The 26072-nt window shown below is 75.5% G+C and carries 22 protein-coding genes; 10 read left to right on the forward strand and 12 right to left on the reverse strand.

Features of this window, described 5'->3' with window-relative positions:
• Positions 1–30: 30 nt before the first annotated feature.
• Positions 31–1218, reverse strand: coding sequence for an AAA family ATPase (locus tag ACI79X_RS13875; protein ID WP_457025991.1), 1188 nt, complete (start codon positions 1216–1218; stop codon positions 31–33).
• A 257-nt stretch (positions 1219–1475) separates the two neighbouring features.
• Between ACI79X_RS13875 and ACI79X_RS13880 the strand changes: the two genes are divergently transcribed.
• From ACI79X_RS13880 to ppk2, 4 genes are all read left to right on the forward strand, one after another.
• Entirely contained in the window at positions 1476–1844 is a 369-nt protein-coding gene (locus tag ACI79X_RS13880; protein WP_457025992.1) for a phage holin family protein, read from the forward strand.
• Positions 1845–1925: 81 nt separating this feature from the next.
• Positions 1926–6833, forward strand: coding sequence for an NAD-glutamate dehydrogenase (locus ACI79X_RS13885; protein WP_457025993.1), 4908 nt, complete (start codon positions 1926–1928; stop codon positions 6831–6833).
• Between the two features lie 202 nt (positions 6834–7035).
• On the forward strand, positions 7036–7782 hold the full coding sequence (locus ACI79X_RS13890) for a 1-acyl-sn-glycerol-3-phosphate acyltransferase (protein ID WP_457025994.1): 747 nt from the start codon (positions 7036–7038) through the stop codon (positions 7780–7782).
• A 24-nt stretch (positions 7783–7806) separates the two neighbouring features.
• Complete coding sequence (gene ppk2, locus ACI79X_RS13895) at positions 7807–8826, forward strand: polyphosphate kinase 2 (protein ID WP_457025995.1); 1020 nt, start codon at positions 7807–7809, stop codon at positions 8824–8826.
• Positions 8827–8886: 60 nt separating this feature from the next.
• Here ppk2 and ACI79X_RS13900 read toward each other — a convergent pair whose 3' ends face one another.
• Positions 8887–10311: an amidase gene (locus ACI79X_RS13900; RefSeq protein ID WP_457025996.1), complete on the reverse strand. Its 1425-nt coding sequence runs from the start codon at positions 10309–10311 to the stop codon at positions 8887–8889.
• A gap of 52 nt (positions 10312–10363) precedes the next feature.
• Here ACI79X_RS13900 and ACI79X_RS13905 point away from each other — a divergent pair, with 52 nt between their 5' ends.
• On the forward strand, positions 10364–12061 hold the full coding sequence (locus ACI79X_RS13905; RefSeq protein WP_457025997.1) for a DEAD/DEAH box helicase: 1698 nt from the start codon (positions 10364–10366) through the stop codon (positions 12059–12061).
• A gap of 9 nt (positions 12062–12070) precedes the next feature.
• Here ACI79X_RS13905 and ACI79X_RS13910 read toward each other — a convergent pair whose 3' ends face one another.
• From ACI79X_RS13910 to ACI79X_RS13925, 4 genes are all read right to left on the reverse strand, one after another.
• The gene (locus ACI79X_RS13910; RefSeq protein ID WP_457025998.1) at positions 12071–12517 is read right to left on the reverse strand and encodes an iron chaperone; all 447 of its coding nucleotides are present in this window, start codon (positions 12515–12517) and stop codon (positions 12071–12073) included.
• Positions 12518–12614: 97 nt separating this feature from the next.
• Positions 12615–15227: a SpoIIE family protein phosphatase gene (locus ACI79X_RS13915; RefSeq protein ID WP_457025999.1), complete on the reverse strand. Its 2613-nt coding sequence runs from the start codon at positions 15225–15227 to the stop codon at positions 12615–12617.
• A 153-nt stretch (positions 15228–15380) separates the two neighbouring features.
• Positions 15381–16127 carry a peroxide stress protein YaaA gene (yaaA, locus tag ACI79X_RS13920; RefSeq protein ID WP_457026000.1) on the reverse strand — a complete coding sequence of 249 codons (747 nt, stop codon included), beginning with the start codon at positions 16125–16127 and terminating at the stop codon, positions 15381–15383.
• A gap of 99 nt (positions 16128–16226) precedes the next feature.
• Positions 16227–17363 (reverse strand): spore photoproduct lyase family protein, encoded by a 1137-nt coding sequence (locus ACI79X_RS13925; RefSeq protein WP_457026001.1) that lies wholly within the window; start codon positions 17361–17363, stop codon positions 16227–16229.
• Positions 17364–17451: 88 nt separating this feature from the next.
• Here ACI79X_RS13925 and ACI79X_RS13930 point away from each other — a divergent pair, with 88 nt between their 5' ends.
• Positions 17452–17982: a gamma carbonic anhydrase family protein gene (locus ACI79X_RS13930; protein WP_457026002.1), complete on the forward strand. Its 531-nt coding sequence runs from the start codon at positions 17452–17454 to the stop codon at positions 17980–17982.
• A gap of 61 nt (positions 17983–18043) precedes the next feature.
• The gene (locus ACI79X_RS13935; RefSeq protein WP_457026003.1) at positions 18044–18334 is read left to right on the forward strand and encodes a hypothetical protein; all 291 of its coding nucleotides are present in this window, start codon (positions 18044–18046) and stop codon (positions 18332–18334) included.
• Positions 18335–18364: 30 nt separating this feature from the next.
• Here ACI79X_RS13935 and ACI79X_RS13940 read toward each other — a convergent pair whose 3' ends face one another.
• On the reverse strand, positions 18365–19177 hold the full coding sequence (locus ACI79X_RS13940; protein ID WP_457026004.1) for an exodeoxyribonuclease III: 813 nt from the start codon (positions 19175–19177) through the stop codon (positions 18365–18367).
• A 243-nt stretch (positions 19178–19420) separates the two neighbouring features.
• On the opposite strand from ACI79X_RS13940, the gene ACI79X_RS13945 reads away from it, so the two are divergent.
• A complete protein-coding gene (locus tag ACI79X_RS13945; RefSeq protein WP_457026005.1) occupies positions 19421–21022 on the forward strand; it encodes an LCP family protein in 1602 nt (533 codons plus the stop codon).
• A gap of 4 nt (positions 21023–21026) precedes the next feature.
• Here the strand turns inward: ACI79X_RS13945 and ACI79X_RS13950 are convergent, their stop codons facing one another.
• Positions 21027–21419 carry a VOC family protein gene (locus tag ACI79X_RS13950; protein ID WP_457026006.1) on the reverse strand — a complete coding sequence of 131 codons (393 nt, stop codon included), beginning with the start codon at positions 21417–21419 and terminating at the stop codon, positions 21027–21029.
• Positions 21404–21697, reverse strand: a complete 294-nt coding sequence (locus ACI79X_RS13955; RefSeq protein WP_457026007.1) for an ArsR/SmtB family transcription factor — start codon at positions 21695–21697, stop codon at positions 21404–21406. Before ACI79X_RS13955 ends, ACI79X_RS13950 begins: the two co-directional genes overlap by 16 nt.
• A 117-nt stretch (positions 21698–21814) precedes the next feature.
• Here ACI79X_RS13955 and ACI79X_RS13960 point away from each other — a divergent pair, with 117 nt between their 5' ends.
• Both ACI79X_RS13960 and ACI79X_RS13965 read left to right on the forward strand, forming a co-directional pair.
• A complete protein-coding gene (locus tag ACI79X_RS13960; RefSeq protein WP_457026008.1) occupies positions 21815–22066 on the forward strand; it encodes a hypothetical protein in 252 nt (83 codons plus the stop codon).
• Between the two features lie 81 nt (positions 22067–22147).
• Positions 22148–22348 carry a hypothetical protein gene (locus tag ACI79X_RS13965; protein ID WP_457026009.1) on the forward strand — a complete coding sequence of 67 codons (201 nt, stop codon included), beginning with the start codon at positions 22148–22150 and terminating at the stop codon, positions 22346–22348.
• A gap of 67 nt (positions 22349–22415) precedes the next feature.
• Here ACI79X_RS13965 and ACI79X_RS13970 read toward each other — a convergent pair whose 3' ends face one another.
• The 3 genes from ACI79X_RS13970 to ACI79X_RS13980 form a co-directional block, all read right to left on the reverse strand.
• Positions 22416–23627: an acyl-CoA dehydrogenase family protein gene (locus ACI79X_RS13970; protein ID WP_457026010.1), complete on the reverse strand. Its 1212-nt coding sequence runs from the start codon at positions 23625–23627 to the stop codon at positions 22416–22418.
• Between the two features lie 124 nt (positions 23628–23751).
• Entirely contained in the window at positions 23752–24204 is a 453-nt protein-coding gene (locus tag ACI79X_RS13975; RefSeq protein ID WP_457026011.1) for a DUF4383 domain-containing protein, read from the reverse strand.
• 213 nt (positions 24205–24417) lie between these two features.
• Complete coding sequence (locus tag ACI79X_RS13980; RefSeq protein ID WP_457026012.1) at positions 24418–26067, reverse strand: carbamoyltransferase family protein; 1650 nt, start codon at positions 26065–26067, stop codon at positions 24418–24420.
• Positions 26068–26072 lie beyond the last annotated feature (5 nt).

Here is a 26072-nt window from a genome sequence, read left to right on the forward strand (position 1 = left end):
CCAACCGTCCGGCGCGAGGCGACGGGCGGCTCAGTCGGGGTGGCGCAGCAGGTAACGGCCGAAGTGCGGCACCGTGAACGCGATCTGCCCGCGCTCGGCGGAGTAGACGAGGCCCTTCTTGATCAGCGAGTCGCGGGCCGGGGACAGCGACGCCGGCTTGCGGCCCAGCGCCGCGGCGACCTCCGACGTCGCCACCGGGGCGCCCTGCGGGCCGCCGAGCTCGGCCATCGCGTGCATGTACTCGCGCTCGGCGGGGGTGGCGCGGTCGTAGCGGGACCCGAAGAAGCCGACGGCGAGCTCGGCCTCGGCCACGGGCGCGGCCATCGCGACGTCGGCGGCGGTGATGGGGGAGGCCGCCGCGACGTCCCAGGTGACCTTCCCGTAGGCCTGCACGAAGTAGGGGTAGCCGTCGGCGGCGTCGTAGAGCGCGTCGAGGGCGGCCGGCTCGTAGCTGACCTCCTCGCGCTCGGCCGGCGCCAGCAGCGCGCGGTCGGCGGCCGGCCGGTCCAGCCGGTCGATGCGCAGGTAGCGGAAGAGCCGCTCGGAGTAGCTCTTCGACGCCGACAGCACCGCGGGCAGGTGGGGGAGGCCCGCCCCGACGACGATCAGCGGCGCGCCCTGCTGCGACAGCTCGTGGCAGGCGGCGCAGATGGCCGAGACGTCGGGGGCCTGCACGTCCTGCATCTCGTCGATGAACAGCGCGATGCCCTTGCCGACGTCGGCCGCGAGCCCGGCCGCGTCGCTGAGCAGCTCGACCAGGTCGATCTCCATGTCCCCGGAGTCGGCGCGGCCGCTGGTGGCCGGGACGTCGATGCCGGGCTGCCACCGGTCGCGCAGCTTCGCGTCGGCCGGCGTCTGCCGCTGCGCGAACGCCTTGAGGACGCCGAGCACGCTGTCCATGGACTCCTGGTCGGGGTGCCGCAGCTCCCGCAGCGCCATGTGCAGCGCCGAGGACACCGGCCGGCGCAGCGACTGGTCCGGCCGCGCCTCGATCTTCCCGGTCCCCCAGCCGCGGCCGATCGCCGCCGATCGCAGCTGGTTGAGCAGCACGGTCTTGCCCACGCCGCGCAGCCCGGTGAGCACCAGCGACCGCTCCGGCCGGCCCCGGGCGATCCGCTCGAGGACGACGTCGAAGGCCGACAGCTCGTCGTCGCGGCCGGCCAGCTCGGGCGGGCGCTGTCCGGCACCGGGCGCGTAGGGGTTCCGCACGGGGTCCACGTCGAGCACCGTATGGCCCCGTCTAGCCCGGACCGTAGAGATCCGTAGAACGGCGTAGCGCGTGTCGCGACCCGGCCGCCGGTGATCACGACGCGCCTGTGGTGGTCCGAGCCGGCCCGCGGACCGCCGTGGACGGGAGACGGTCACCGCGGGCCGGGTAGATGGCGTCATCTGCCACTCTCTAGCTCCGACCCGAGAGAGCCGTAGACGGGCGCAGAGGGCCGGTCCTCACAGGTCGCGCCGCTAGCGTGGCGTCCGTGATCAGGTTCGCGCTCAAGGTCGTCGTCATGGCCCTGGCCTTCTACGGCCTCACGCGGCTGCTGCCCGGCATCCGGATCGACGGCAACGAGGACGGGGCGCTGGGCATCAGCGGCACGTTCCTCTGGGTCGCGTTGGTCTTCGCGGTGGTCAACGCGATCGTCGGGCCGATCCTGCGGTTCCTCTCGTTCCCGGCGATCCTCCTGTCGCTCGGGTTGTTCCTCCTCGTGGTCAACGCCGCGCTGCTCGGCCTGACCGCCGCGCTGTCGGACCGGCTGGCGGTCGACGGCTTCGGCACCGCGGTGCTCGGTGGCCTCGTGCTCGCGGTCGTCGGCTGGGCCGCCGACCTGGTGCTCGACCGCCGCTGAGCCAGGCCCCCGCAGGGGCCCGACCCGCCGCAGGCCGCGTCGCCATGACGCGGCCTGCCGCCCGCACTAGCGTCGGTGGTCATGAGCACCATCGGCGTGGACACCGTCGTCCCCGGCCGACCGGAGGACGCCGCCCCGCCCGGGCTGGTCGCCCTCGAGGCGGCGAACGACCGCAAGCGGGCACTGCTGGCCGAGGCCGCCGCGGCGGCGGAGGGCGCCCTCGACGGCGGCCCGGGGCTGCCGGCCGGCTGCGACGTCACCGACCTCCCGGCCCTGCTGCAGCGCTACTACTGGAGCGAGCCGCCGGCCGAGGTCCTCGGGCACGACCCCGGGGACCTCGCGGCGCTGGCGCTGCGGCACCTGCGGGTCGCCGCCGTCCGCCCGCAGGGCTCGGCCACCGTCGTCGTCGAGCGGCTGACCGACGGCCGCGGGCTGCTGCTCGTCGTCACCGACGACATGCCCTTCCTCGTCGACTCCGTGACCGCCGAGGTGGTCCGCCAGGGCGTGGGCCTGCAGCACGTCGTGCACCCGGTGGTCGTGGTGCGCCGCGACGTCTCCGGGGCGCTGCGGGCCTTCTGCGACAGCGGCGGCACCGAGGTCGGCGACTGCGGGCCCGACGCGCTGGCCGAGTCGTGGATGGCCGTCGTCCTCGACGGGCCGCTGGACGACGAGGCCTCCGGGGACCTGGTCGCCGGCCTGCGCACCGCCCTGGCCGACGTGCGCGCCGTCGACGAGGACGCACCGCGCATCGCCGCCCGCGCCCTGGAGCTGGCCACGCGGCTGGAGGAGATCGGCTCGCAGGCCACCGCCGACCCGGCCGACGACCCCGCCGAGGTGGCCGCGCTCCTGCGCTGGCTGGCCGACGGCAACCTCGTGCTGCTCGGCGCCCGCGAGGTCGAGGTGAGCGGCGACGAGGTGCGCGCCGTCCCCGGCTCGGGCCTGGGCGTGCTGCGCAGCGACTCCGGCGGCGCGCTCCCGGAGGCCGCGGGCGCGCTCGGGCCCGCGCTGGTCACCGTGACCAAGGCCGACATCCGCTCCACCGTGCACCGCCGCGCCTGGCTGGACCTCGTCGCCGTCACGCTGCCCGCCGAGGGCGGCGGCCCGGCCCGCCAGCACCGCCTGGTCGGGCTGTTCCCGAGCACCGCGGCGGCCGCCGGCGTCCGCGACGTGCCGCTGGTGCGCCGGAAGGTCGACGAGGTGGTCGAGGGCTCCGGGGTGCCCGCCGACAGCCACACCGGCAAGACGCTGGTCGGCGTCCTGGAGACCCTCCCGCGCGACGAGCTGTTCCAGGCGGCGGCCGGCGAGCTGCTGCCGGTCGCGATGTCGGTGCTCTACCTGCAGGAACGCCGCCAGACCCGGCTGTTCCTCCGCCGTGACCCCTACGGCCGGTTCTGGTCGGCGCTGGTCTACCTGCCGCGCGACCGGTACACGACCGAGGTGCGGCTGGCGATGCAGCAGGAGCTGCTGTCCCGCCTCGGCGGCCGCGACATCGAGTTCAGCGCCCACGTCACCGAGTCGGTCCTCGCCCGGCTGCACTTCGTCGTCCGCGTGCCGGTGGCCCGCGGCGGGGTGCCGGCGCTGTCCGACGTCGACGTCGACGCGCTGCAGCACGGCCTGTCCTCCGTCGCCCGCAGCTGGACCGACGACCTCGCCGACGCCCTCGCCGAGCGGTACGGCGCCGAGGCCGAGCAGGTGCTCTCCCGCGTCGCCGACGCCTTCCCGGCCTCCTACCAGGAGGACTTCCCGGCGACGACGGCCGTGGAGGACCTCACCCGGCTCGACGCGCTGGGGCCCGGCGAGCTGGGCCTGCGGCTGCGCCGCCCCCGCGGCGCCGCGGAGGGTGAGCCGCGGCTGACGGTGTACCGGGTGGGGGAGCGGCTGCTGCTGTCCGACGTGCTGCCGGTGCTGCAGCACATGGGCGTCGACGTCGTCGACGAGCGGCCCTACGAGATCGACCGGATCGGCGCCCGGCCGGCCTGGATCTACGACTTCGGCCTCACCGTGCCGCCGGCCACGCTGCCCGGCGGCGAGCTGCCCTTCCCCGGGTCGCTGCCGGAGCGGTTCACCGAGGCGGTCGCCGCCGTCTGGCGCGGGGACGCCGAGGACGACGGCCTGGGCGCCCTGGTGCTGCTGGCCGGGCTGAACTGGCGGCAGGTCACCGTGGTGCGCGCCTACGTGCAGTGGCTGCGCCAGGCCGGCCTGCCCTTCGGCCAGCGGTACGTCGAGACCACGCTGGCCGCGCACCCCGACGTCGTCGCCCGGCTGGTGGCGCTGTTCGAGACCCGCTTCTCGCCGGGGCGCGAGGCCGGCCGGGGCACCCGCCAGGAGGCGCTGGCCGCGTCGCTGCGCGAGGCGATCGGCCGGGTGGACTCCCTCGACGCCGACCGCGTGCTCAGCAGCCTGCTGGCCGCCGTCACCGCCACCCAGCGCACCACCTACTACGCGGGCGGGCCGCTGGCGATCAAGCTCGACCCGCACGCCGTGCCCGACCTGCCCGAGCCGCGGCCGGCCCGCGAGGTGTTCGTCAGCAGCCCCCGGGTGATGGGCGTGCACCTGCGCTTCGGCGCGGTCGCCCGCGGCGGGCTGCGCTGGTCCGACCGCCGCGAGGACCTCCGCACCGAGGTGCTCGGCCTGGTCAAGGCGCAGATGGTCAAGAACACCGTCATCGTGCCCACCGGCGCCAAGGGCGGCTTCGTCGTCCGCAACCCGCCGCCCGAGGGGGCCTCCCGCGAGGAGGTCCTGGCCGAGGGGCAGGCCTGCTACCGGCTGTTCATCGGTGCGCTCCTGTCGCTCACCGACAACCTGGTCGGCGGGGAGGTCGTGCCGCCGGAGCGGGTGGTCCGGCACGACGGCGACGACCCGTACCTGGTCGTCGCGGCGGACAAGGGGACGGCGACCTTCTCCGACCTCGCCAACGCCGTCGCGCTCGAGCGCGGGTTCTGGCTCGGTGACGCCTTCGCCTCCGGTGGCTCCGTCGGCTACGACCACAAGGCCATGGGCATCACCGCCCGCGGCGCGTGGGAGTCGGTGACCCGGCACTTCCGCGAGCTCGACCTGGACGTGCAGAGCCAGGAGTTCACCGTCGTCGGCGTCGGCGACATGTCCGGCGACGTGTTCGGCAACGGGATGCTGCTGTCCGAGCACATCCGGCTGGTGGCCGCCTTCGACCACCGGCACGTGTTCGTCGACCCCACGCCGGACGCCGCGGTGTCGTTCGCCGAGCGGCGCCGCCTGTTCGAGCTGCCGCGCTCGTCGTGGGCCGACTACGACCCGACGCTGATCAGCGCCGGGGGAGGGGTCTGGCCGCGGACGGCGAAGGCGATCCCGGTGAGCGGGCCGATGCGCACCGCCCTGGGGCTGCCCGACGACGTCGACACGCTCTCGCCCGTCGAGCTCATCCGCGCGGTGCTGCTCGCGCCGGTGGACCTGCTGTTCAACGGCGGCATCGGCACCTACGTGAAGGCGGCGTCCGAGAGCCACCTCGACGTCGGCGACAAGGCCAACGACGCCGTCCGGGTCGACGGGCACCAGCTGCGCGTGCGGGTGGTGGGGGAGGGCGGCAACCTCGGCCTGACCCAGCGCGGGCGCGTGGAGTACGCGCTGGCCGGCGGCCGGGTGAACACCGACGCGATCGACAACTCCGCCGGCGTGGACACCTCCGACCACGAGGTGAACATCAAGATCGCGCTCAACGGCGTGGTCGACGCCGGCGCGCTCGACGCCGGCGGCCGCGCCGCGCTGCTCGAGGAGATGAGCGACGAGGTCGCCGCCGCCGTCCTCACCGACAACCACGCGCAGAACGCCACCCTCGCCGCGGAGGTGACGTCGTCGCGCAGCCTGCTCGACGCGCACGAGCGGTTCATCCGGCACCTGGAGCGCACCGGCCGGCTGGTGCGCGCCGTGGAGGCGCTGCCCGACGACCGCGCGCTCGCCCAGCGCCGCCGCGACGGGCACGCGCTGACCAGCCCGGAGCTGTCGGTGCTGCTGGCCTACGCCAAGCTCGAGGTCAACGACGCCGTCCTGCACGGCGACCTGCCCGACGACCCGGCCCTGGCCCGGCTGCTGCGCGACTACTTCCCGGCGCCGCTGCGCGAGCGGTTCCCCGCGGCCGTCGACACCCACCCGCTGCGGCGGGAGATCATCGCGACCGCGCTGACCAACCGGGCGGTCAACACCGCCGGCGTCACGGGCCTCTACCGGCTGGCCGAGGAGACCGGGCTGGACCTGGCCGCCGTCGTGCGGGCGCACGCGGTGGCCCGCGCGGTGTTCGAGGTCGACCGGCTGTGGGACACCGTCCGGCCGCTGGACAACCGGGTGCCCGCGCCGGTGCAGGTGGAGGTGCGCACGGAGGCCACCCGGCTCTCCGAGCGGGCCGCGCGGTGGCTGCTGCGGCTGCCCGAGCTGGTCACCCGCCCCGCCGCGGGGATCACCGCGGTGACCGAGCGGTTCGCCGCCCCCGTGGCGGCGGTGCGCGCCGGCCTGCCCGGGTGGCTGCTGGGCGACGAGGCGGCGTCCTACGCGGCGCGGGCCGAGCGGCTGCGCGCGGCCGGGGTGCCCGAGGCGCTGGCGGGGGAGGTGGCCGCGGCGCCGCTGCTGCCGGCGGCGCTGGACCTCGCCGTCGTCGCCGAGCGCACCGGGGCGCCGATCGAGCTGGCCGGGCGGGTGGCGCAGGAGCTGGCCGACCGGCTGGCGCTGGTGCCGCTGCGCGAGCTGGTCATCGCGCTGCCGCGGGACCGCCGCTGGCCGTCGATGGCCCGCGCGGCGCTGCGCGACGACCTGGCCGCCGAGCAGGCCGAGCTCGCCGTCGAGGTGCTGTCGGGGCGGGGGAGCGGCGACGCCGCCGACCTGGTGGGGGAGTGGGCGGAGGGCTGGGACGGCCCGCAGCGCCGCGCCGCCGCCCAGCTCGCCGACATCGCCGCCGGCGACCGGCACGAGCTGCCCGAACTGGTGGTCGCGGTGCGCACGCTGCGCGGCCTCCGCCGCCGCTAGGGCCCCGCGAGATCTGCACACCCGGGGCTCTCGCGCGCCCGGTAGCCCCGAGTGTGCAGATCTCGCGGACGAGGTGCCGCCCGGACGGGTGTCCACCGGGAGGGAGTGCACGGCCCCGACGGCAGATCTCCGCACGGCCGTCACCCGGAGGACACCTGCGCCGCCGACCCTGGCTCCCGGTAGACCACGACCGGGAGGCCCCATGGACAGCGCGCCCGCCACCCTGACGCCCGCCACCCTGACGCCCGCCACCCTGAGCCCCGCCGTCGCGAGCACCGTCGCCCGCACCGCCGTCCGCGCCGCCACCGCCTCGTGGGGCGGGGACCGCCGACGCCGGCGCCTGCTCGTCTGCACCGCCGCCGACATCCTCTGCGCCCAGGGCGTGCGGGTGCGCGTCGTCTCCTCCCCGGTCGCCTGGCCGCGCGGGCCGCGCCTGGTCGTCGCCAATGCCGCCGGCTGGCTCGACGTGCTGGCCCTGGCCACCGTCGTCCCGGCCACCCCCGTGGTCGACGCCGCCCTCGTCGACAACCCGCTGCTGCGCTCCCTGGCCCGCCGCGGCGGCCTGCTCGTCGACGACGGCAGCGGCGCCGTCCGCGCCGAGGTCAGCGCGCTGCTGCGCGCCGGCGTCAGCGTCACCACGCACCCCGGCGGCGCCGCGGCCGACGGCGAGCCCGGCCGGTTCCGCGCCCGCGCGGTGGCCGCGGCCGTCGACGCCCAGGTGCCGGTCTGCCCGGTCGCCGTCCGGTCGGCCGAGGGCGGGCGCGTCGTCGAGGTGCACCTGCTGCCCGCGCTGCAGCCGGGCTCCGACGCCCGCGCGCTGGCCGCGCTGGCCGAGTACGCCGTCGCCCACGTGCTGGAGGCGGGGGACCCCGGCCCCGCGCGCCCGGCTCCGGTCCGGCGGAACAGGACTGTCCGCGCCCGTCCGGGGTACGGCCGCGAGCGTCCCTGACCCCTCCCCGGGAGGAGACGCCCCGTGCAGCCCGACACCCTGGTCGACCGCGCCGACGTCGACGCCGACGCCGAACCGGCCCCGCCCGTCCGGGTCCCCCACAAGGCCGAGGTCCTCGACCTGACGAAGTGGCGGCTCAACTCCCTGCCCGACGAGAACAGCGACGAGGACTGGGACGACGACCGCGAGCTCTTCGGGCCCGACGGCGAGCGCGTCGAGACCTGGCGGGAGGGCTACCCGTACACCGAGCGCATGGAGCGCCGGGAGTACGAGATCGAGAAGCGCCGGCTGCAGATCGAGCTGCTCAAGCTGCAGGGCTGGGTGAAGGACACCGGCCAGCGGCTGGTCATCGTCTTCGAGGGCCGCGACGCGGCGGGCAAGGGCGGCACGATCAAGCGGTTCACCGAGCACCTGAACCCGCGCGGTGCCCGCACGGTCGCGCTGGACAAGCCCAGCGAGCGCGAGCAGACGCAGTGGTACTTCCAGCGCTACGTGCAGCACCTGCCGGCGGCCGGCGAGATCGTGATGTTCGACCGGTCCTGGTACAACCGCGCGGGCGTCGAGCGGGTCATGGGCTACTGCACCGAGGAGCAGTACCAGCAGTTCCTGCTGCAGGCTCCCGAGCTGGAGCGGATGTTCGTCGACAGCGGGATCCTGCTGTTCAAGCTGTGGTTCTCGGTGTCCCGCGGGGAGCAGCGCTCGCGCTTCATCGTGCGGCAGATCGACCCGGTGCGGCAGTGGAAGCTCTCGCCCACCGACCTCGCCAGCCTCGACAAGTGGGACGCCTACACCGAGGCCAAGGAGGCGATGTTCCTCCACACCGACACCGCCCACGCGCCGTGGACGGTGATCAAGAGCAACGACAAGAAGCGCGCCCGGCTCGAGGCCATGCGGCACGTGCTGTGCCGGCTGGACTACGACGGCAAGGACTGCGACGTCGTCGGCGACCCCGACCCGCTGATCGTGGGGTCGGCGGCCGACGTCCTGGAGGAGCACTCCGACACCCCGGTGGCCCCGCCGCCGCCCCGGATCGGGCGCCGCTGACGGCGTCCATGTGCCCGTCTGCGGCTCTCTAGCCGGGGAACTAGAGAGCCGCAGACGGTCTCAGAGGACCGGGTGCCGGCGGCCGAAGCCGGTGGCCTGCTCGATCGCGTGGGCGATCTCGAGCAGCCGCCGGTCGGCGCGCGGGGCGGCGACCAGCTGCAGGCCCACCGGCAGCCCGTCGGCCGTGAACCCGCCGGGCAGCGACAGGGCGGGGCAGCCGGTGGCCGAGATCAGCGTGCAGGCGCGCATCCAGCCGAGGTAGTCGGCCTGCGGCACCCCGGCGACCTCCGTGGGGTACTCCTGCTCGACGGGGAAGGGCAGCACCTGCGTGGTGGGCGCCAGCAGGACGTCGTAGCGGTCGAAGAAGCCGACGACGCGCTCGTACAGCCGGGTGTGCGCCACCTCGGCCCGGCCGACGTCGGCCCCGGTGAGCGCCGCGCCGATCGCCGCGTTGCCGCGGATGGCCGCCTTCACCTTCTCCGGCGAGCGGCGCACGGCCTCCCCGAACGTGGCCTCGAACAGCCAGGCGCGCAGCGTGCCGAACACCTCGTCGGCCTCGCGCAGGTCGGGGCAGGCCTCCTCCACGGTGGCGCCGAGGGACTCCACCACCGGCAGCACCTCGCGCAGCACGGCGGGGATCACCGGGTCGACCGGGACCAGCCCGCCGAGGTCGGGCGCCCAGGCCACCCGCAGGCCCCGCAGGTCCTCCGGCAGCGCCGCCGCGAACCCGGCGGGGTCGTCGGCCAGCGAGATCGGCACCCGCGGGTCGGGTCCGGCGATCGCCGAGAGGGTCAGGGCGACGTCGGCCACCGTGCGGCCCATCGGCCCCTGCACCGACAGGGTGGAGAAGCCCATCGCGGCCGGCCAGGTGGGCACCCGGCCTGGCGTGGGCCGCAGGCCGACGACGTTGCAGAAGGCGGCCGGGTTGCGCAGCGAGCCGCCCATGTCGCTGCCCTCGGCCAGTGGCACCAGCCCGGCGGCGAGCGCGGCCGCGGCGCCGCCGCTGGACCCGCCGGCCGAGAGCCCGTGCCGGTAGGGGTTGTGCGTCGCGCCGAACAGCGTGTTGAAGGTGTGCGAGCCGGCGGCGAACTCGGGCACGTTGGTCTTGCCCACCCGGATCGCCCCGGCCCGCCGCAGCCGCTCGACGACGAGCTCGTCGCGCGCGGGGACGGTGTCGGCGTGCAGCGGCGAACCCCACGTGGTGCGCATGCCGCCGGTGGCGTGGGTGTCCTTGTGCGCCACCGGCAGCCCGTGCAGGGGGCCGACCGGCTCCCCGGCGGCCAGCGCGGCGTCCGCGGCGTCCGCGGCGGCCCGGGCGCCCTCGGCGTCGAGCGTGACGATCGCGTTGACCTGCGGGTCGACCCGCTCGATGCGGGCGAGGTGCGCGTCGAGCAGCTCGCGGGCGGACACCTCCCTCTTCCGCACGAGGGTGGCCAGCTCGGTGGCCGGCCGGAGGCAGAGGTCGTCAGCGGTCGCGGGGCTCACCGGGGGAGGGTGCCACGTCGGGCCGGACGGGCACATGGCCGACACTGGGCGGGTGGACGGCGAGACGAGCGACCAGGCGACCGAGCGCGACGAGCAGGGGGTGACCTTCGCCGACCTCGGGCTGCGCGAGGAGCTGCTGGCGGCGCTGACCCGGCTCGGCTACGAGGAGCCCACACCGATCCAGCGCGAGGCCGTGCCGCCGATGGCCGCCGGCCGCGACCTGCTCGGCCAGGCGGCCACCGGCACCGGCAAGACGGCGGCCTACGCGCTGCCGGTGCTGCAGCGGCTGCCCGACGAGCGGCCCGGCGGCGACCCGCTCGCCCTGGTGCTCGTGCCCACGCGCGAGCTCGCCATCCAGGTGTCGGAGGCGCTGCACCGCTACGGCCGCGACCTCGGCGCCCGGGTGGTCCCCGTCTACGGCGGCCAGCCGATCCCGCGCCAGCTCCGGGCGCTGGAGGCCGGGGTGGACGTCGTCGTCGCCACCCCCGGCCGGGCGCTGGACCTGCTGCAGCGCGGCAGCCTGCACCTGGGCGGCGTGGCCACGGTGGTGCTCGACGAGGCCGACGAGATGCTCGACATGGGCTTCGCCGAGGACCTCGAGGCGCTGCTCGACGAGGTGCCCGAGGAGCGGCAGACGGTGCTCTTCAGCGCCACGATGCCGCGCCGGCTCGACGCGATGGCCCGCCGCCACCTGCGCGACCCGCTGCGCATCCAGGTGGCCCGCGAGGTACCCACCGAGGGCGAGGCGCCGCGGGTGCGCCAGACCGCCTTCGTCGTCTCCCGCGCGGCCAAGCCGGCGGCGCTGGGGCGCGTGCTCGACGTCGAGAGCCCGACGGCGGCGATCGTCTTCTGCCGCACCCGCGACGAGGTCGACGACCTCACCGAGACGCTCAACGGCCGCGGCTACCGCGCCGAGGCGCTGCACGGCGGGATGAGCCAGGAGCAGCGCGACCGGGTGATGGGCCGGCTGCGCGGCGGCACCGCCGAGCTGCTGGTGGCCACCGACGTCGCCGCCCGCGGGCTCGACGTCGAGCAGCTCACCCACGTCGTCAACTACGACGTCCCGGCCGCGGCGGAGACCTACGTGCACCGCATCGGCCGGGTGGGCCGGGCCGGCCGCGAGGGCGTGGCCATCACGCTGGTCGAGCCGCGGGCGCACCGGATGCTCAAGACGATCGAGCGCGTCACCGGCGCCCCGATCAAGGTGGAGCGGGTCCCCACCGTCGCCGACCTGCGTGCCCGCCGCCTCGAGCTCACCCGCGCCGCACTGCGCGAGAGCCTGCTCGGCGACGACCTCGAGCGCTTCCGCGCCGTCGTCGAGACGCTCACCGACGAGTTCGACGTCATGGAGGTGGCCCTCGCGGCGGTCAAGCTCGCCCACGAGGCCACCACCGGCCCCGACGACGACGAGGAGATCCCCGAGGTCACGCTGCGCCCGGAGCGGCCCCAGCGCGACGGGGACCGCGGCCAGGGCCGCCCGCCCCGCTCCCGGTCGGGCGGCTCCGGCGACAGCGTCCGGCTGTTCATCGGTGCCGGCCGCAGCGCCGGCGTGCGGCCCGGCGACCTGGTCGGCGCGATCGCGGGGGAGACCGGCCTGCGCGGCCGCGACGTCGGCGCGATCGAGATCGCCGAGCGGTTCAGCCTGGTCGAGGTGCCCGCGGCCGCGGCCGAGGAGGTCATCGCCGCGCTCGAGGCCAGCTCGGTGAAGGGCCGGAAGGTGACCGTGCGCCGCGACAAGGGCCGCGACTGACCCGCGCGCTCAGGCGGTGGCGGTCCGCACCAGCGCGACCACCCGCTCCTCCACCGCCGGGCTCCAGGCGCGGAGCGCGAACGACACCGGCCACAGGTCGCCGTCGTCCAGCATCGCGGCGTCGTTGAACCCGAGGGTCGAGTACCGGGTGCCGAACTTGCCGGCGTCCTGGAAGAAGACGACGACCTTGCCCTCGGCGTTGGTGTAGGCGGGCATCCCGTACCAGGTCTTCGGCGCCAGGTGCGGGGCGTGCGTGGTGACGACGACGTGCACCCGCTCGGCGAGGACCCGGTCCTCCGGCGCCATCTCCGCGATCCGGTCGAGGACCGCCGTCAAGCCGTCGGCCTTCTTCGCGCCCTTGCGCCCCTCGGCGCGCAGCTCGGCCGCGCGCTCCCGCATCGCCGCGCGCTCCTCGGCGCTGAAGCCGGTGCTCTCCTCGACGTCGCTGCTGGTCACGTCCCGCTCCCTCTCGTCGTCCGGTGTCGGTGCGGTCGACGCTAGGGGCGGGCCGGCCCCGGGAGCTTCTCGATTCCTGACCGGTCCCGCGGGCGGGTCAGCGGGTGGTCGGGCTCGCGGGGTCGTCGGGGACGACGTCGGGCACCCGGTTCGGGCCGGCGTCGAGCGGGCGCGGGCGGTCCTGGCGGTGCAGCCGGACGGCGACGAGCGCGACGTCGTCCTCCGGGCGCCCGTCGACCAGCCGGTCCAGCACCTCGTCGAGCACCTCCTCGAGAGGCCGGCCGGCGAGCTCGCGCAGCGCCTCCCGCAGCCGTGCCATGCCGGCGTCGAGGTCGGCGTCGCGCCGCTCGATGAGCCCGTCGGTGAACAGCAGCACGGTGGCGCCGCGGTCGAGGGTGACCACGGACTCCTCGCGGCGGGCCTCGGGGTCGACGCCGAGCAGCAGGTCGCCGCGCCAGGAGGCGAGCTCGGCCACGCTGCCGTCGGGGTTGACGACCAGCGGCGGCAGGTGGCCGGCGTTGGCCCAGCGCATCCGGGTGACGCCGCGGACGCGCTCGTCGTCGGTCTGCTCGAAGCGGGCGACCGCGGCGGTGGCCATCACGTGGGTCTGCAGCAGCGCCATGGAGGCGTCCAGGCCGCGCAGCACCTCGCCGGGGCCGGCGTCGCTGTAGGTGGCGATGCCGCGCAGCAGGCCGCGCAGCTGGCCCATCGCCGCGGCGGCCTCGGTGTCGTGGCCGACGACGTCGCCGATGACCAGCATCGTCGCCCCGCCGGGCTGCAGGAACGCGTCGTACCAGTCGCCGCCCACCCGCGCCGCCTCGGCGGCGGGCAGGTAGCGGACGGCGATCTCGGCGTGGTCGGGCTCCGGCGGCTCGGTGAGCAGGCTGCGCTGCAGCCCCTCGGCCAGCGCCTGCTGCTGCCCGTAGAGCCGGGCGTTGTCCAGCGCCAGGCCGGCCCGGTCGGCGACGTCCTGGGCGGTGGCGAGGTCCTCCTCCCGCGGGGCCCAGCCCCGGCGGAAGTACAGGGTCATGACGCCGAGGGTCCGGTCGCGGCCGCGCAGGGGCAGCGCGACGGCGGACTCCGGGCCCAGCGCGGTGAGCAGGTCGCGCGCCTCGCCCTCGGGCAGCAGGTCGATCACGGCGCGGGTGCGCTCCATGACCGCCTCGCCGGTGAGCAGCGCCCGCATGAGCGGCGCGGTGGCCGGCATGGCGTCGATCCGGAGGCCGGCGTAGCGCTCGACCAGCGGGCGCGCCGCCGGGTCGGCGTGCCAGTGCCCGACGTCGCGCGGGCGGCCGTCGGGGTCGACGACGGTGACGATGCACCAGTCGGCCAGCGCGGGGACCACCAGCCGGGGCAGGTGCGCGGTGGCGGTCTGGGCGTCGAGCGCCCCGGCCAGCTCGGCGCTGACCTGGGCGAGCAGCGCCAGCCGCTGGGCGCCGCGCTCGGCCCGCTCCTGCACGCGGCGGCGCTCGGTGACCTCGAGGAAGTACACCGACAGGCCCTCGGGGCTCGGCCAGGCGCGCAGCTCGTACCAGCCGTGCAGCGGCGCGGGGTAGTGCGCGTCGAACTGCACCGGCTTCCCGGTGCGCACCGCCTCCCGGTAGCTCTCCTCGAAGACGCTGCCCCGCGCGGCGGGGAACGCCGTCCACAGCTCCTGGCCGAGCAGGTCCTCGCGGCCGCGGCCCAGCAGGCGCTCGGCCTCGGCGTTGACGTGGGTGAAGCGCCACTCGCGGTCGAGGGAGTAGAAGCCGGCCGGCATGGCCTCGAGCACGCGGGTGACCCGCAGCCCGGCGGCCCGCTCGGCGGTGGTGTCGTAGGCGGCGCCGAGCACCCGGGCGGCGCCGCCGTCGCCGTCGGCCAGGGTGCGGCCGCGGGCCTGCACCCAGCGGGTCTCGCCGTCGGGCCACACGACGCGGTACTCGGCCTCGTAGTCGCCGATCGCGGCGATGCTCGCCTGCAGGGCGTCGGTGACCCGCGGCAGGTCGTCGGGGTGCACCCGGTCGTTGAAGGCCTCGATGGTGCCGCCGAAGGACTCGGCGTCGTAGCCGAACATCTCGATCAGCCGGCTGTCCCAGGTCAGCTCGCCGGTGCGCAGGTCCCAGTCGAAGGTGCCGATGCCGGCGGCGTCGATCGCCAGGCCGTAGCGCAGACGGTCGCCCTCGTAGGCGGTGCGCAGCGCGGCCAGCTCGAGCTCGGTGACGGCGGCGGCGGCGATCTCGCGCACGGTGGCGACGTCGGTGTCCGACCACGGCCGCGGAGTGGGGGCGGCCACGCAGACGACGCCGACGACGAAGCCGTCGGAGTCGACCATCGGCGCCCCGAGGTAGGAACCGACGATCCCGGCCCGCACCTGGGGGAGGTCGGTGGCGCGGGGCTCGGCGTGCACGTCGGGGACGACGACGGGCGCGCCCTCCGCGGCCGGGACCGCGCAGGCGGTGGCGTCCAGCGGGGCCTCGCGGCCGACCGTGCCCGGGGGCAGCCCGGCGCCGGCGATGACCACCTCGACGTCGTCGAGCAGGGAGATCTGCGCGATGGGGGCGCCGAGCAGCCGGGCGGCGAGCTCGGCCAGCCGGTCGAGAGCGGCGCTGGCGTCGCGCAGGCGCAGCCGCCGCGCCGCGCGCGTGCGGGAGCGGTCGGCCTGCAGGGCGTCGGCCGCGGCGCGCGTGCTCGCGACCGGCCCCGTGCCCCGGGGCCGTGTCGTGTCGTCCACCGAACCTTCCCGTCCGGCTCGGAGCCGACTCGTCGCACCGCGCCGCCGGCCGTGTCTCGGTCCGGGCGCGGTGTACATCGTAAGCGGCACCCGTTGTGGCCAACAGGCCTCACGAATGGTGCGCTCCGTATCACATCGCGTGGCGACGCGCGTTCAGGACGGCGGCAGCACCAGCGTCAGCGCCGTGCCGCCGTCGTGTTCCACGTGCAACCCCGCCCGCCGGAGCAGGGCCCGCAGCCGGACGGCGGAGTCCGGCTCCGCGGCGGTGGTGGCCAGCAGCCGCGCCACGTGGCCCTTGTGCGCCTTGTTGGCGTGGCTGACGACGGTGCGGCTGCCGTCGGGTCGCTCGCTCAGCACGTCGACGGTCACCGCGCCGGGCACCGGGGCGAGCGCCTGGTAGGCGCCGCTGCGCAGGTCGACGACGAGCTCACCGCTCGCGGCGAGGACCGGGCCGAGCGCCGGCCGCCACAGCGCGCGCAGGGTGGGCAGGCCGGGCACCGCGGACCCCGCCGACAGCCGGTAGGCGGGGATGGCGTCGCCGGCGCGGACCAGGCCGAACAGCGCCGAGCCGACCGCCAGCCGCCGGTCGGCGCGGGCCCGCTGCGCGCGGGTGAGCGTGCGGATGCCCAGCGCGTCGTAGAGGACGCCGGTGTAGCGCTCGATCGCCGGCACGGTCGGGCTCGTGCGCAGCGCCGCGTTGCGCGCGACCTCCGCGTCCTGGGCGGGGGAGAGGCCGAGCGCGGCGCGGGCGGCGGCCGGGTCGGCGGCCAGCCGGACGACCGCGTCGACCAGCCGCTCGCGGACCGGTGTCAACTCCGGCGTGGACAGCGCGGCCAGGTCCAGCGGGGCGCCGTCGCCGTCGGGCGACTTGGTCTCCGACGGGGGCAGGAGCACGAGCACGAGGGGCCAGGCTACGTGCGCGTGGCGGGGCCCCGTCGAGGCATGGGGAGCGATGCGCACGTCTGCGGGCTCAGGACGTGCGTGGAGCTCCCGGTGCCCTCAGGTCCAGTAGAGGAGGCGGGCGCCGGGCAGCCGCTCGGCGACCTCGCGCTCGAACCAGCCGCGCAGCTCGGCCATCGTCTCCCGGGGGTAGACGTGCTTGACCGAGCCGAACTTGCCGCGCTTGGTGGTGCGGCGGGACTCGTCCATGTCGAGCTTGGTCCGCGGGTACCAGTCGAGCAGCGTCTCCTTGGAACCCGGCGTGAACCGGTGGGTGATGCACTCGACGGTGAGGTCGTGCCCGGCCGGGACGGCGGCGGCGATGCCGTCGAGGAGCTCGGCGTACTGCTCGCGCCAGCCCTCCACCGGCATGATCGGCGCGATGGTGACGCCGACCGGGTAACCGGCCGCGGCCACCGCCGCGAGCGCGCGCAGCCGGGCCGGCACCTTCGCCGTCGCGCCCTCGAAACGCCGGTCGACGGCCGTGGCGTTGACCGAGAAGCGCAGCCGGGTGCGCCCGCCGTGGGGGAGGTCGAGCAGGCCGGCCACGTCATCGAACTTGGTGGTGGCGCGCAGCTGCACGGGGCCGGGCCAGGCGTGGGTGCCGAAGTGCTCGACCATGCGGGACAGGCCGCCGGTCAGGTGCTCGATGGCCAGCGGGTCGGTGTAGCAGGACGCCTCGAACGTGGTGCCCTCGCCGCCGCGCTCGAGCGTGCCGGAGGTGATGGTCCCGCGGCCGACGTAGTCGTCCAGGCCCTCGAGCACCTCGTCGAGGTCGGCCCACACGCGGGTGATCGGCGGGCCGGACAGGGAGCCCGCGAGGTAGCAGTACTGGCAGTGCGCGGGGCATCCCTCGGCCAGGTCGAGGCGGAAGTCCGCCGACGGCGGGATGGGCTGCAGCTTGCGCTTGGACGGCGGCGGGACGACCAGGGCCATCGTGTCCTTGGCGGCCATGAACGCCGCGCGGTCGTCGTCGCCCCGCAGCGACGGCAACCGGTCGCCGGGGAGCAGCTCGATCGCGTCGACGCCGGCGGCCTCGAGCCGGGACAGCACGCGCTGCCCGTGCGGGCGCTCGGCGGCCGAGCGGGTGACGAGGACGCGCTTCGGCGTCCACAGGCGGGACGGGGCGGGGGCGGCGTCAGGAGCGGCGTCGGGAGCGGCGAGGAGAGCGGGCGCGGTCATCGGCAGGTACAACACCGCGGGCCCCCCGCCGATGCCCCGCCGCAGGACATCGGCGCAGGTCAGGCGGTGAGGTGGGCCACCTCGCGGTCTAGGCTGCCGGACCGTGCCGCTGTTCTCCTTCGAGGGCCGATCGCCGCAGGTGCACCCCGACGCGTGGGTGGCGCCGACGGCCACGCTGGTGGGCGACGTCGTCGTCGAGGCGGGTGCCTCCGTCTGGTACGGGGCGGTGCTGCGCGCCGACTTCGGCGCGATCGTCGTCCGGGCCGGGGCCAACGTGCAGGACAACTCGGTGCTGCACGGCGGCGACGACCCGGTCACCGAGGTCGGCCCCGGCGCCACGATCGGGCACGTGTGCGTCGTCCACGGCTCGGTGATCGGCGCCGAGGCGCTGATCGGCAACGGGTCGACCGTGCAGGACGGCGCCCGCATCGGCCGGCGGTCGCTCGTCGGCGCCGGCAGCCTCGTGCCGCCGGGCATGGTGGTGCCCGACGAGGTGCTCGCCTTCGGCGCGCCGGCGACGGTGCGCGGCCCGCTGACCGAGGGCGCCGCGGTGTGGGTCGACGGCAATCCCGCGATCTACCAGGAGCTCGCCCGCCGGCACGCGGCGACGGTGCAGCGCCTCGACGGGAACTGACCCCGGCGTCCGACCCCTCCGGGGGACGACGGGCGCACGACCCGGCCCCACCCTGTGCGCCATGGCGACCTACTGGGCGGTGACGGCACTACGGCGCAGGCATCCGGAGCGGGCGGCGCTGGCGTTGCGCGCCCAGCTGTGCCGCTGCCTGGAGGACGCCGGCGACGACGGCGAGCCGGACTGGGCGGGCTTGCGGGTCTCCGCACCCCGGCGCGAGCGCGACACCCGGGGCCGCGTGTGGTGGTGCTACGAGGCGTCCGTGACGACGGCGGCGCTCCGGGCCCCCGAGGCCGGCCGGGCCGGTGCGACGCCCGCGCCGCGGCCGGCCGGAGCCGTTCCCGCCGCGGGCTGACCGACCCCGGCTGCCGCAGGCGCCGGCCCGTCAGGCCTGCTGGTCGGCGAGCTCGACCACCACGGGGGCGTGGTCGCTCGCGCCCTTGCCCTTGCGCTCCTCGCGGTCGATGAGCGCCGCGGTGACCCGGCCGGCCAGCGCGGGGGAGGCCAGCGTGAAGTCGATCCGCATCCCCTCGCGGCGCGGGAAGCGCAGCTGCGTGTAGTCCCAGTAGGTGTAGACGCCGGGACCGGGCGCCAGGGGGCGGACGACGTCGGCGTAGCCCGCGTCCACGACCGCGCGGAACGCGGCCCGCTCGGGCTCGGAGACGTGCGTCGAGTGCGAGAACACCGACATGTCCCACACGTCGTCGTCCTGCGGGGCGATGTTCCAGTCGCCGACCAGCGCCACCTGGGCCGCCGGGTCGGCGGCGAGCCAGCCGCCCGCCGCGGCGCGCAGCGCCGCGAGCCACTCGAGCTTGTAGGCGTAGTGCGGGTCGCCGAGCTGGCGGCCGTTGGGCACGTAGAGGCTCCACACCCGCACGCCGCCGCAGGTGGCGCCCAGGGCGCGCGCCTCCGCGGCCGGCTCAGCGCCCTCCTTGGCCGTCCACGTGGGCATGCCGGGGAAGCCGACCTCGACGTCGGCCAGCCCTACCCGGGACAGGACGGCGACGCCGTTCCACTGCGAGTAGCCGACGTGCGCGACCTCGTAGCCGAGCTCGCGGAACCGCTCCTGCGGGAACTGGTCGTCGCGGCACTTGGTCTCCTGCAGCGCCAGGACGTCGACGTCGCGGCGCTGCAGCCAGGCGGCCACCCGGTCGACGCGGGTGCGGATCGAGTTCACGTTCCAGGTGGCCAGTCGCACGGCACCCGAGCCTAGGAGACGGCGCCGACGGCCTCCTCCCGGCGGCGTCCGTCACGGCCGGCCGCCACCCGGACACCGCCCGTGACCTGGGGAGACGCATCTCACGTCCGTCCGGGTGGGCCGACCGTGCGCGGGGTACGGAACGGTCGTGACCGCACCCAGGCAGTGGGATCATGGCCGGGTGACCGTGATCCGGACGAGCCGAGCCAGGGAGGACGGACCCGTCCCGTCCCGGGTGCGCCCGTGACCGACGACCAGGACCTCACCCGCCCGATCGGTGAGGCCCCCGACCTGCCGCCGGTCCCGCAGGGCCGCTCCGCCACCGCGAGCGGGCGCCGGTCCCGGCGCGGGCGCCCGGAGTCCCGGTCGCTGGCCTCCGTCCTCGGGCTCACGGCCCTCAACGCCGCCGTCCCCGGCACCGCCTTCCTCGCCTCGGGACGGCGCCGCGTCGGCGCGGCCGTGCTCGTCGTCGCGCTCCTGCTCGTCGGCGGCGGCGTCTGGCTGGCCACCGCGGGCCGCCGCAGCGCCGTGCAGCTCGCCGTCGACTCCACCGGACTGGTCTGGCTGATCGCCGGCATCGCCGTGCTCGCCGTCGCCTGGGCCGCGGTCATCGTCACCGGTTACCGGTCGCTGCTGCCCCGCCACAGCAGCCGGCCGCGGCACCTGCTCGGCGGGCTGCTCGTCGCCGCCCTCGTCGCGGCCGTCGCCTACCCGGCCTACCGGGTCGGCACCGTGGCCGCCGCACAGCGCGGGCTGCTCGAGGGCGTCTTCGCCGAGGACCGCGAGTCGGCCACCGTCGTCGACACCCCCGACCCGTTCGGTGACCAGGAGCGGGTCAACGTGCTGCTCCTCGGCGGCGACGGCGGTGAGGGCCGCGAGGGCGTGCGCACCGACACGGTCATCGTCGCCAGCATCGAGACCGAGACCGGCGAGACGACGCTGATCAGCCTGCCGCGCAACCTCGAGGACCTGCCCTTCCCGGCGAGCAGCCCGCTCGCCGCCATCTACCCCGAGGGCTTCGAGTCCGGCAGCGAGAGCGAGAGCCTGCTCAACGCCGTCTACCGCAACGGCCCGGCCGACCACCCCGACGTCCTCGGCCCGACCGACGACCCGGGCGCCGACTTCCTGAAGCTCGGCGTCGGGGAGGCCCTCGGCCTGCCCATCGACTACTTCGTGCTGGTCAACCTCGACGGGTTCAGCCGGCTGGTCGACGCGCTCGGCGGGATCACCGTCAACGTCAACTACTACGTGCCGATCAACGGCGAGCCGACGCTGGGCATCCTCCCCGACGCCTACATCGCGCCCGGGCCGGACCAGACGATGAACGGTGAGACGGCGCTGCACTTCGCGCGCGGCCGGTTCGGCCTCACCGACTACGACCGCATGGCCCGCCAGCGCTGCACCATCGACGCGATCATCGACGCCGCCGACCCGATCACCCTGCTCGAGCAGTACCAGGAGCTGGCGGCGACGACGCAGGACATCGTCAGCACCGACATCCCGCGCTCGGCGCTGGACGACTTCGTCGACCTGGCCTTCCTGGTCAAGGACGCCGAGGTGCGCAGCGTCGTCTTCGACACCAGCCTGATCGACCCGGCGTACCCCGACTACCCGAAGATGCGCCAGATCGTCCAGGAGACCCTCGCCGGCACGGCGACGTCGGCCCCGGCGCCGGCGCCCGCCCCGGGCACCAGCGCCTCGGGCGCCGAGGTGCCCAACGGCTCGCCGCCGCAGCCGGTCGAGGGCGCGGCACCGGCCGCCGACGTCGCCGACGCCTGCGCCTACGACCCGGCCCAGGCGCAGGCCGCGCTCGCGGCCGGCGAGCCCCCCACGCGCCGGGGCTGACCGCTCAGGCCGCGGGCACGCTCGCGATCTGGATGAGGTTGCCGCAGGTGTCGTCGAAGACGGCGGTGGTCACCGGGCCCATGGCCAGCGGCTCCTGGGTGAACCGGACGCCGAGGCCCCGGAGGCGCTCGGCCTCGGCGTGCACGTCGTCGACGGTGAACGAGGTGAAGGGGATCCCGTCGGCGACGAGGGCCTCCTTGAAGGGCGGTACGGCCGGGTGGGCGCCCGGCTCCAGGACCAGCTCGACGCCGTCGGGCGCGTCCGGCGAGACGACGGTCAGCCAGCGGTGCTCGCCGAGGGGGACCTCGGTCTTCTTCACGAAGCCCAGCACCTCCGTGTAGAAGCGCAGCGCCTTCTCCTGGTCGTCGACCAGGACGCTGGTCAGGGTGATCCGCACGGGCCCTCCTCGGGGTCGGTGCGCCATCGCTCGGTGATGGCGCGCAGCGGCGCGGTGTCCAGGGAGTGGAACGTGTAGCGCCCCTCCCGCCGCCGCCGGACCAGTCCCGCCTGCTCGAGCACGTCGAGGTGCTGGGAGACGGCCTGGCGCGACGAGGAGACGCCCCGGTGCAGCAGCCGGGTGCACAGCTCGAACAGCGTCTGGCCGTCCCGGTCCTGCAGCTCGTCGAGCAGCGCGCGGCGGGTCGGGTCGGCGAGGGCCTTGAACACGTCGCCCACGGCCGAACCATACGCAAGTGATTGCTTGCCTGTCGAGACCTCGCGCGCCCGCGCACCGACGTCGTCTGGTTGGCTCGGGGCAGGCCGCGGCGGGTGCCCGGCCGGAGCGGAGGCGACATGGCGGGGGCACCCCGGGGCGGCGACGGCGGCGGCGCCGGCGGCGCCGGTGGCGGCCGGGACCGCGGCCGGGCGGCCGGGCGGGAACGGCTCGTGGCGCTGCTGGTGCTGGGCATCGGCGCGGTGCTGCTGCTGACGTCGGTCACCTGGTTCGGCAGCGGCCGGTCCGGCGTGGGCGCCGGCCAGCTCGTGCTGGCCGCCGGGCTCCTGGTCGCGGGCGGCGTGCTGCTGCGGCGGTCCCGCGCCCGCTGAACGGGATCGCCCGTTTGCGGCGGCTCCGTGACCGGCACCACACTCCCCGGAGCAGGCAGGGTCCGACGACGGGAGACGCGCGTGAAGCTGAGCAAGCAGGAGCTCGTGCAGGTGCTGCGGGGCGAGGGCGACAACGACCGGGCCGACGCGGTCGACGCGCAACTGCCCGACGAGATCGACACCGACGCCCACGCCGACGCGCTCGAGGCGGCGGGGCTCGACCGCTCGACGCTGCAGGCCAAGCTCGCCGGCGGCGCGATCGGCGGCAACCTGCAGATCTGAGGGAGGACCCCCGGAGACGACGACGGGCCCGGCACCTCGCGGAGGTGCCGGGCCCGTCGTCGGGCGGCTAGCCCACCCAGGGGCGCTCGCGGGCGAGCTCCTCCTTGGCCACGCCGCGGATGTGCACGGCGTCCGGGCCGTCGACGATGCGCAGCGTGCGGCCGCTGGCGTAGAAGCGGGCCAGCACGGTGTCGTTGCTGACGCCGGCGCCGCCGTGGATCTGGATGGCGCGGTCGATGACGTCGAGCGCGACCTGCGGCGCGGCCACCTTGATCGCCGAGATCTCGGTGCGCGCGCCCTTGGCGCCGTACTTGTCGATGAGGTCCGCCGTCTTGAGCACGTACAGGCGGGCCTGGTCGATCTCGATCCGCGAGCGGGCGATGGCGTCGCGCACGGTGCCCTGGTCGGCCAGCGGGCGGCCGAAGGCGACCCGCTGCTTGGACCGCTCGACCATGAGCATGAGCGCCCGCTCGGCCATGCCGATGGCGCGCATGCAGTGGTGGATGCGGCCGGGGCCGAGCCGGGCCTGGGCGATCATGAAGCCGTCGCCCTCGCCGGCCAGGATGTTGGTCACCGGCACGCGGACGTCGGTGAAGCGCAGCTCGGAGTGGCCGTGCTGGTCCTGGTACCCGAACACCGGCAGGTGCCGGACGATCTCCAGGCCCGGGGTGTCGCGGGGCACGAGCACCATCGACTGCTGCCGGTGCGGCGGTCCGTCGGGGTCGGTCTTGCCCATGACGATGAAGATCTGGCAGCGCTCGTCGGCGGCGCCGGTGGTCCACCACTTGCGGCCGTTGATCACGTACTCGTCGCCGTCGCGGACGATCGACGTCTGGATGTTGCGCGCGTCGGAGGAGGCGACGTCGGGCTCGGTCATGGCGAAGCCGGAGCGGATCTCGCCCTCCAGCAGGGGGTCGAGCCAGCGCTGCTTCTGCTCGGGCGTCCCGAACAGCATCAGCGTCTCCATGTTGCCCGTGTCGGGGGCACCGCAGTTGGTGGCCTCGGGGGCGATGGTCGGCGACCAGCCCATGATCTCGGCGACCGACGCGTACTCGAGGTTCGTCAGCCCCGCGAGCTCGTGGTGGAACAGGTTCCAGAGGCCCCGGGCGCGGGCCTCCTTCTTGAGGTCCTCGAGGACCGGCGGGTGGCCGTGGTCGTCGTGGCCGCGCTCGGCGCGCCACGCGTCGTAGACGGGTTCGGCGGGGAAGACCTGCTCACGCATGAAGTCCCACATCCGGCCGCAGACGTCCTCGGCTCGGGCGGAGAGGGCGAAGTCCATGCGTCGGAAGGTAGACCGCGGCGGACCGGTCGTCGCGGCGGGGTGTGGCGTGCGTCCCGGTCCCGGACGCACCGGAGCCGGCCCCCCGCGGACGGGGGACCGGCTCCGGTGAGCGGCGCTGGGTCTAGGCGCGCGTGGGGCGGGCGACCGTGTTGTTCACGGGGCCGAGGGCGATCACCAGGCCGATGACGGCGGTGGCGATGTGCAGCACGTTGTCGGCGGCGTTGATGTTGAGGAAGTCCCAGTCCTTGCCGACGGCGATGAGGCCGTAGACGAAGGCCGCGCCGTAGCCGACCGCGAGCAGCCAGCCGTAGGTGCGGGCACCGGACAGGGTGCGGGACAGGGCGATGCCGGCCAGGCCGATGACGATGTGCACGATGTTGTGCAGCGGGTTGATCATGAAGAACAGCAGCATGTCGTCGTTGCCGTCGGCCGTGCGGTTGCTGACGAACCCGTCGAAGCCGGTGATGAAGAAGCCGACGATGCCGACCAGCAGGTAGATGACGCCGAAGGCGAGTGCCAGCATCTGCGGCCAGGTCATCCCCGGCCGGGCGCCGGTGTTCCCCGTAGTAGCCATCGTGTGAGTTCCTCCGCGTGTGTGGTGCGCCCGCCGTCGTGGCGGACGCTGGTGGTGGATACCCCCGGTGCGCGGCCCGGAACGCCGGACCCCCGTTCGGGGGACCGTCGATGCCGGATCGTTGCCGGAGGCCGCCGTGCACACGGGGTTCGCACGCCGGGCCGGTCCGGTTCGCCCCTCCCCCGTCCGGGGAGGGGGCGGACCGCCGCGGGGCTACTCGGGACGGGGCGTGCGCACCGGCCGGCGGACGACGAACGGGCCGATGGCCAGCAGGTCGACCGGCGCGGAGCCGAAGCACTCGAGGGCGTCGCGGGGGTCGTCGACCATCGGTCGCCCGGCGGTGTTGAGGCTGGTGTTGACGACGACGGGCAGCCCGGTGCGCCGCTCGAACGCGGAGATCATCCGGTGCACCAGCGGCTCGGTGTCCGGGTCGATGGTCTGGATGCGCGCGGTGCCGTCGACGTGGGTGACCGTGGGGATGCGGTCCTTCCACTCCGGGGCGACGTCGTGCACGAAGAGCATGTACGGCGAGGGGATCGGCCCGCGGCTGAAGATCTCCGGCGCCTTCTCGAGCAGCACCATCGGCGCCACGGGGCGGAACTGCTCGCGGCCCTTGACGTCGTTCATCCGCTCGAGGTTGGCCTCGAAGCCGGGGTGGGCGAGCAGCGACCGGTGGCCCAGCGCCCGCGGGCCGTACTCGCTGCGGCCCTGGAACCAGGCGACGATGCCGTTGTCGGCGAGCACCTCGGCCACGGCCTCGGCGACGTCGTCGGGCCGCTCGTAGTCGATGGCCGCGGTCTGCAGCCAGCGCTCGATCTCGTCGTCGCTCCAGCCGCGGCCCAGCGCCGCGCCCGGCATCGGCTCGGTGCGCTCGCCGAGCTCGGCGGCCACGTGCAGGGCGGCGCCGAGCGCGGTGCCCGCGTCACCGGCGGCCGGCTGCACCCAGACCTGCTCGAACGGGCTCTCCGCGAGGATGCGGGTGTTGGCCACGCAGTTGAGCGCGGTGCCGCCGGCCATCGTCAGCGTCTTCTCGCCGGTCTGCTCGTGCACCCAGCGGGCGAGGTCGACCAGGACCTCCTCCAGCCGCGTCTGGACGCTGGCGGCGAGGTCGGCGTGGTCCTCGGTCCACTGCTCGTCCTTGGCGAGGCGGGGGGCGAACTCGGAGAAGTCGATCCGCTCGGTCCGGAAGCCGCCGTCGCCGGTGGCGCGGATGAGCTCGGACAGCTCGCCGAGGAAGCGCGGCTTGCCGTAGGAGGCCATCGCCATGACCTTGAACTCGTCGGAGCTGCGCAGGAAGCCCAGGTGGTCGGTGAGCTCCTCGTACATGAGGCCCAGCGAGTGCGGCAGCGACTGCCCCGCCAGGACCTCCAGCTGCCCGTCGACGTAGCGTCCGGCGAGGTGGCTGTGCGCCTCGCCGCGGCCGTCGAGCACCAGGACGGCGTTGTCGCGCTGCGGGGCGGCCTTGCCGGCCGAGGCGGCGTGCGCGACGTGGTGCTTGACGAAGCGGACCTTCGCGGGGTCCAGGCCGGGGAGGGCGTGCGCGAGGAAGTCCGGCGCCATCTCGGCGTACCGCTTGCGCATCGTGTCGCCGTCGTCGAACAGCCCGGAGTCCTCCGGGGTGCCCATGAGGGCGGGGTCGAAGGAGTAGGCGACGGCGTCGAGCTCCTCCGGGCGGATGCCGGCCTGCTCCAAGCACCAGGCCGCCGACAGCTCGGGCAGCTCCCAGGCGCTCCACGGCAGGGGCCGCTTCCCGTGCTTGCGCCGGCTGAAGCGCTCCTCCTCGGCCGCGGCCACGACCTTCCCGTCGACGACGAGCGCCGCTGCGGGGTCGTGGTAGATGGCGTTGATGCCGAGGACCTTCACGTGCG

Source organism: Geodermatophilus sp. SYSU D01119 (assembly GCF_054049975.1).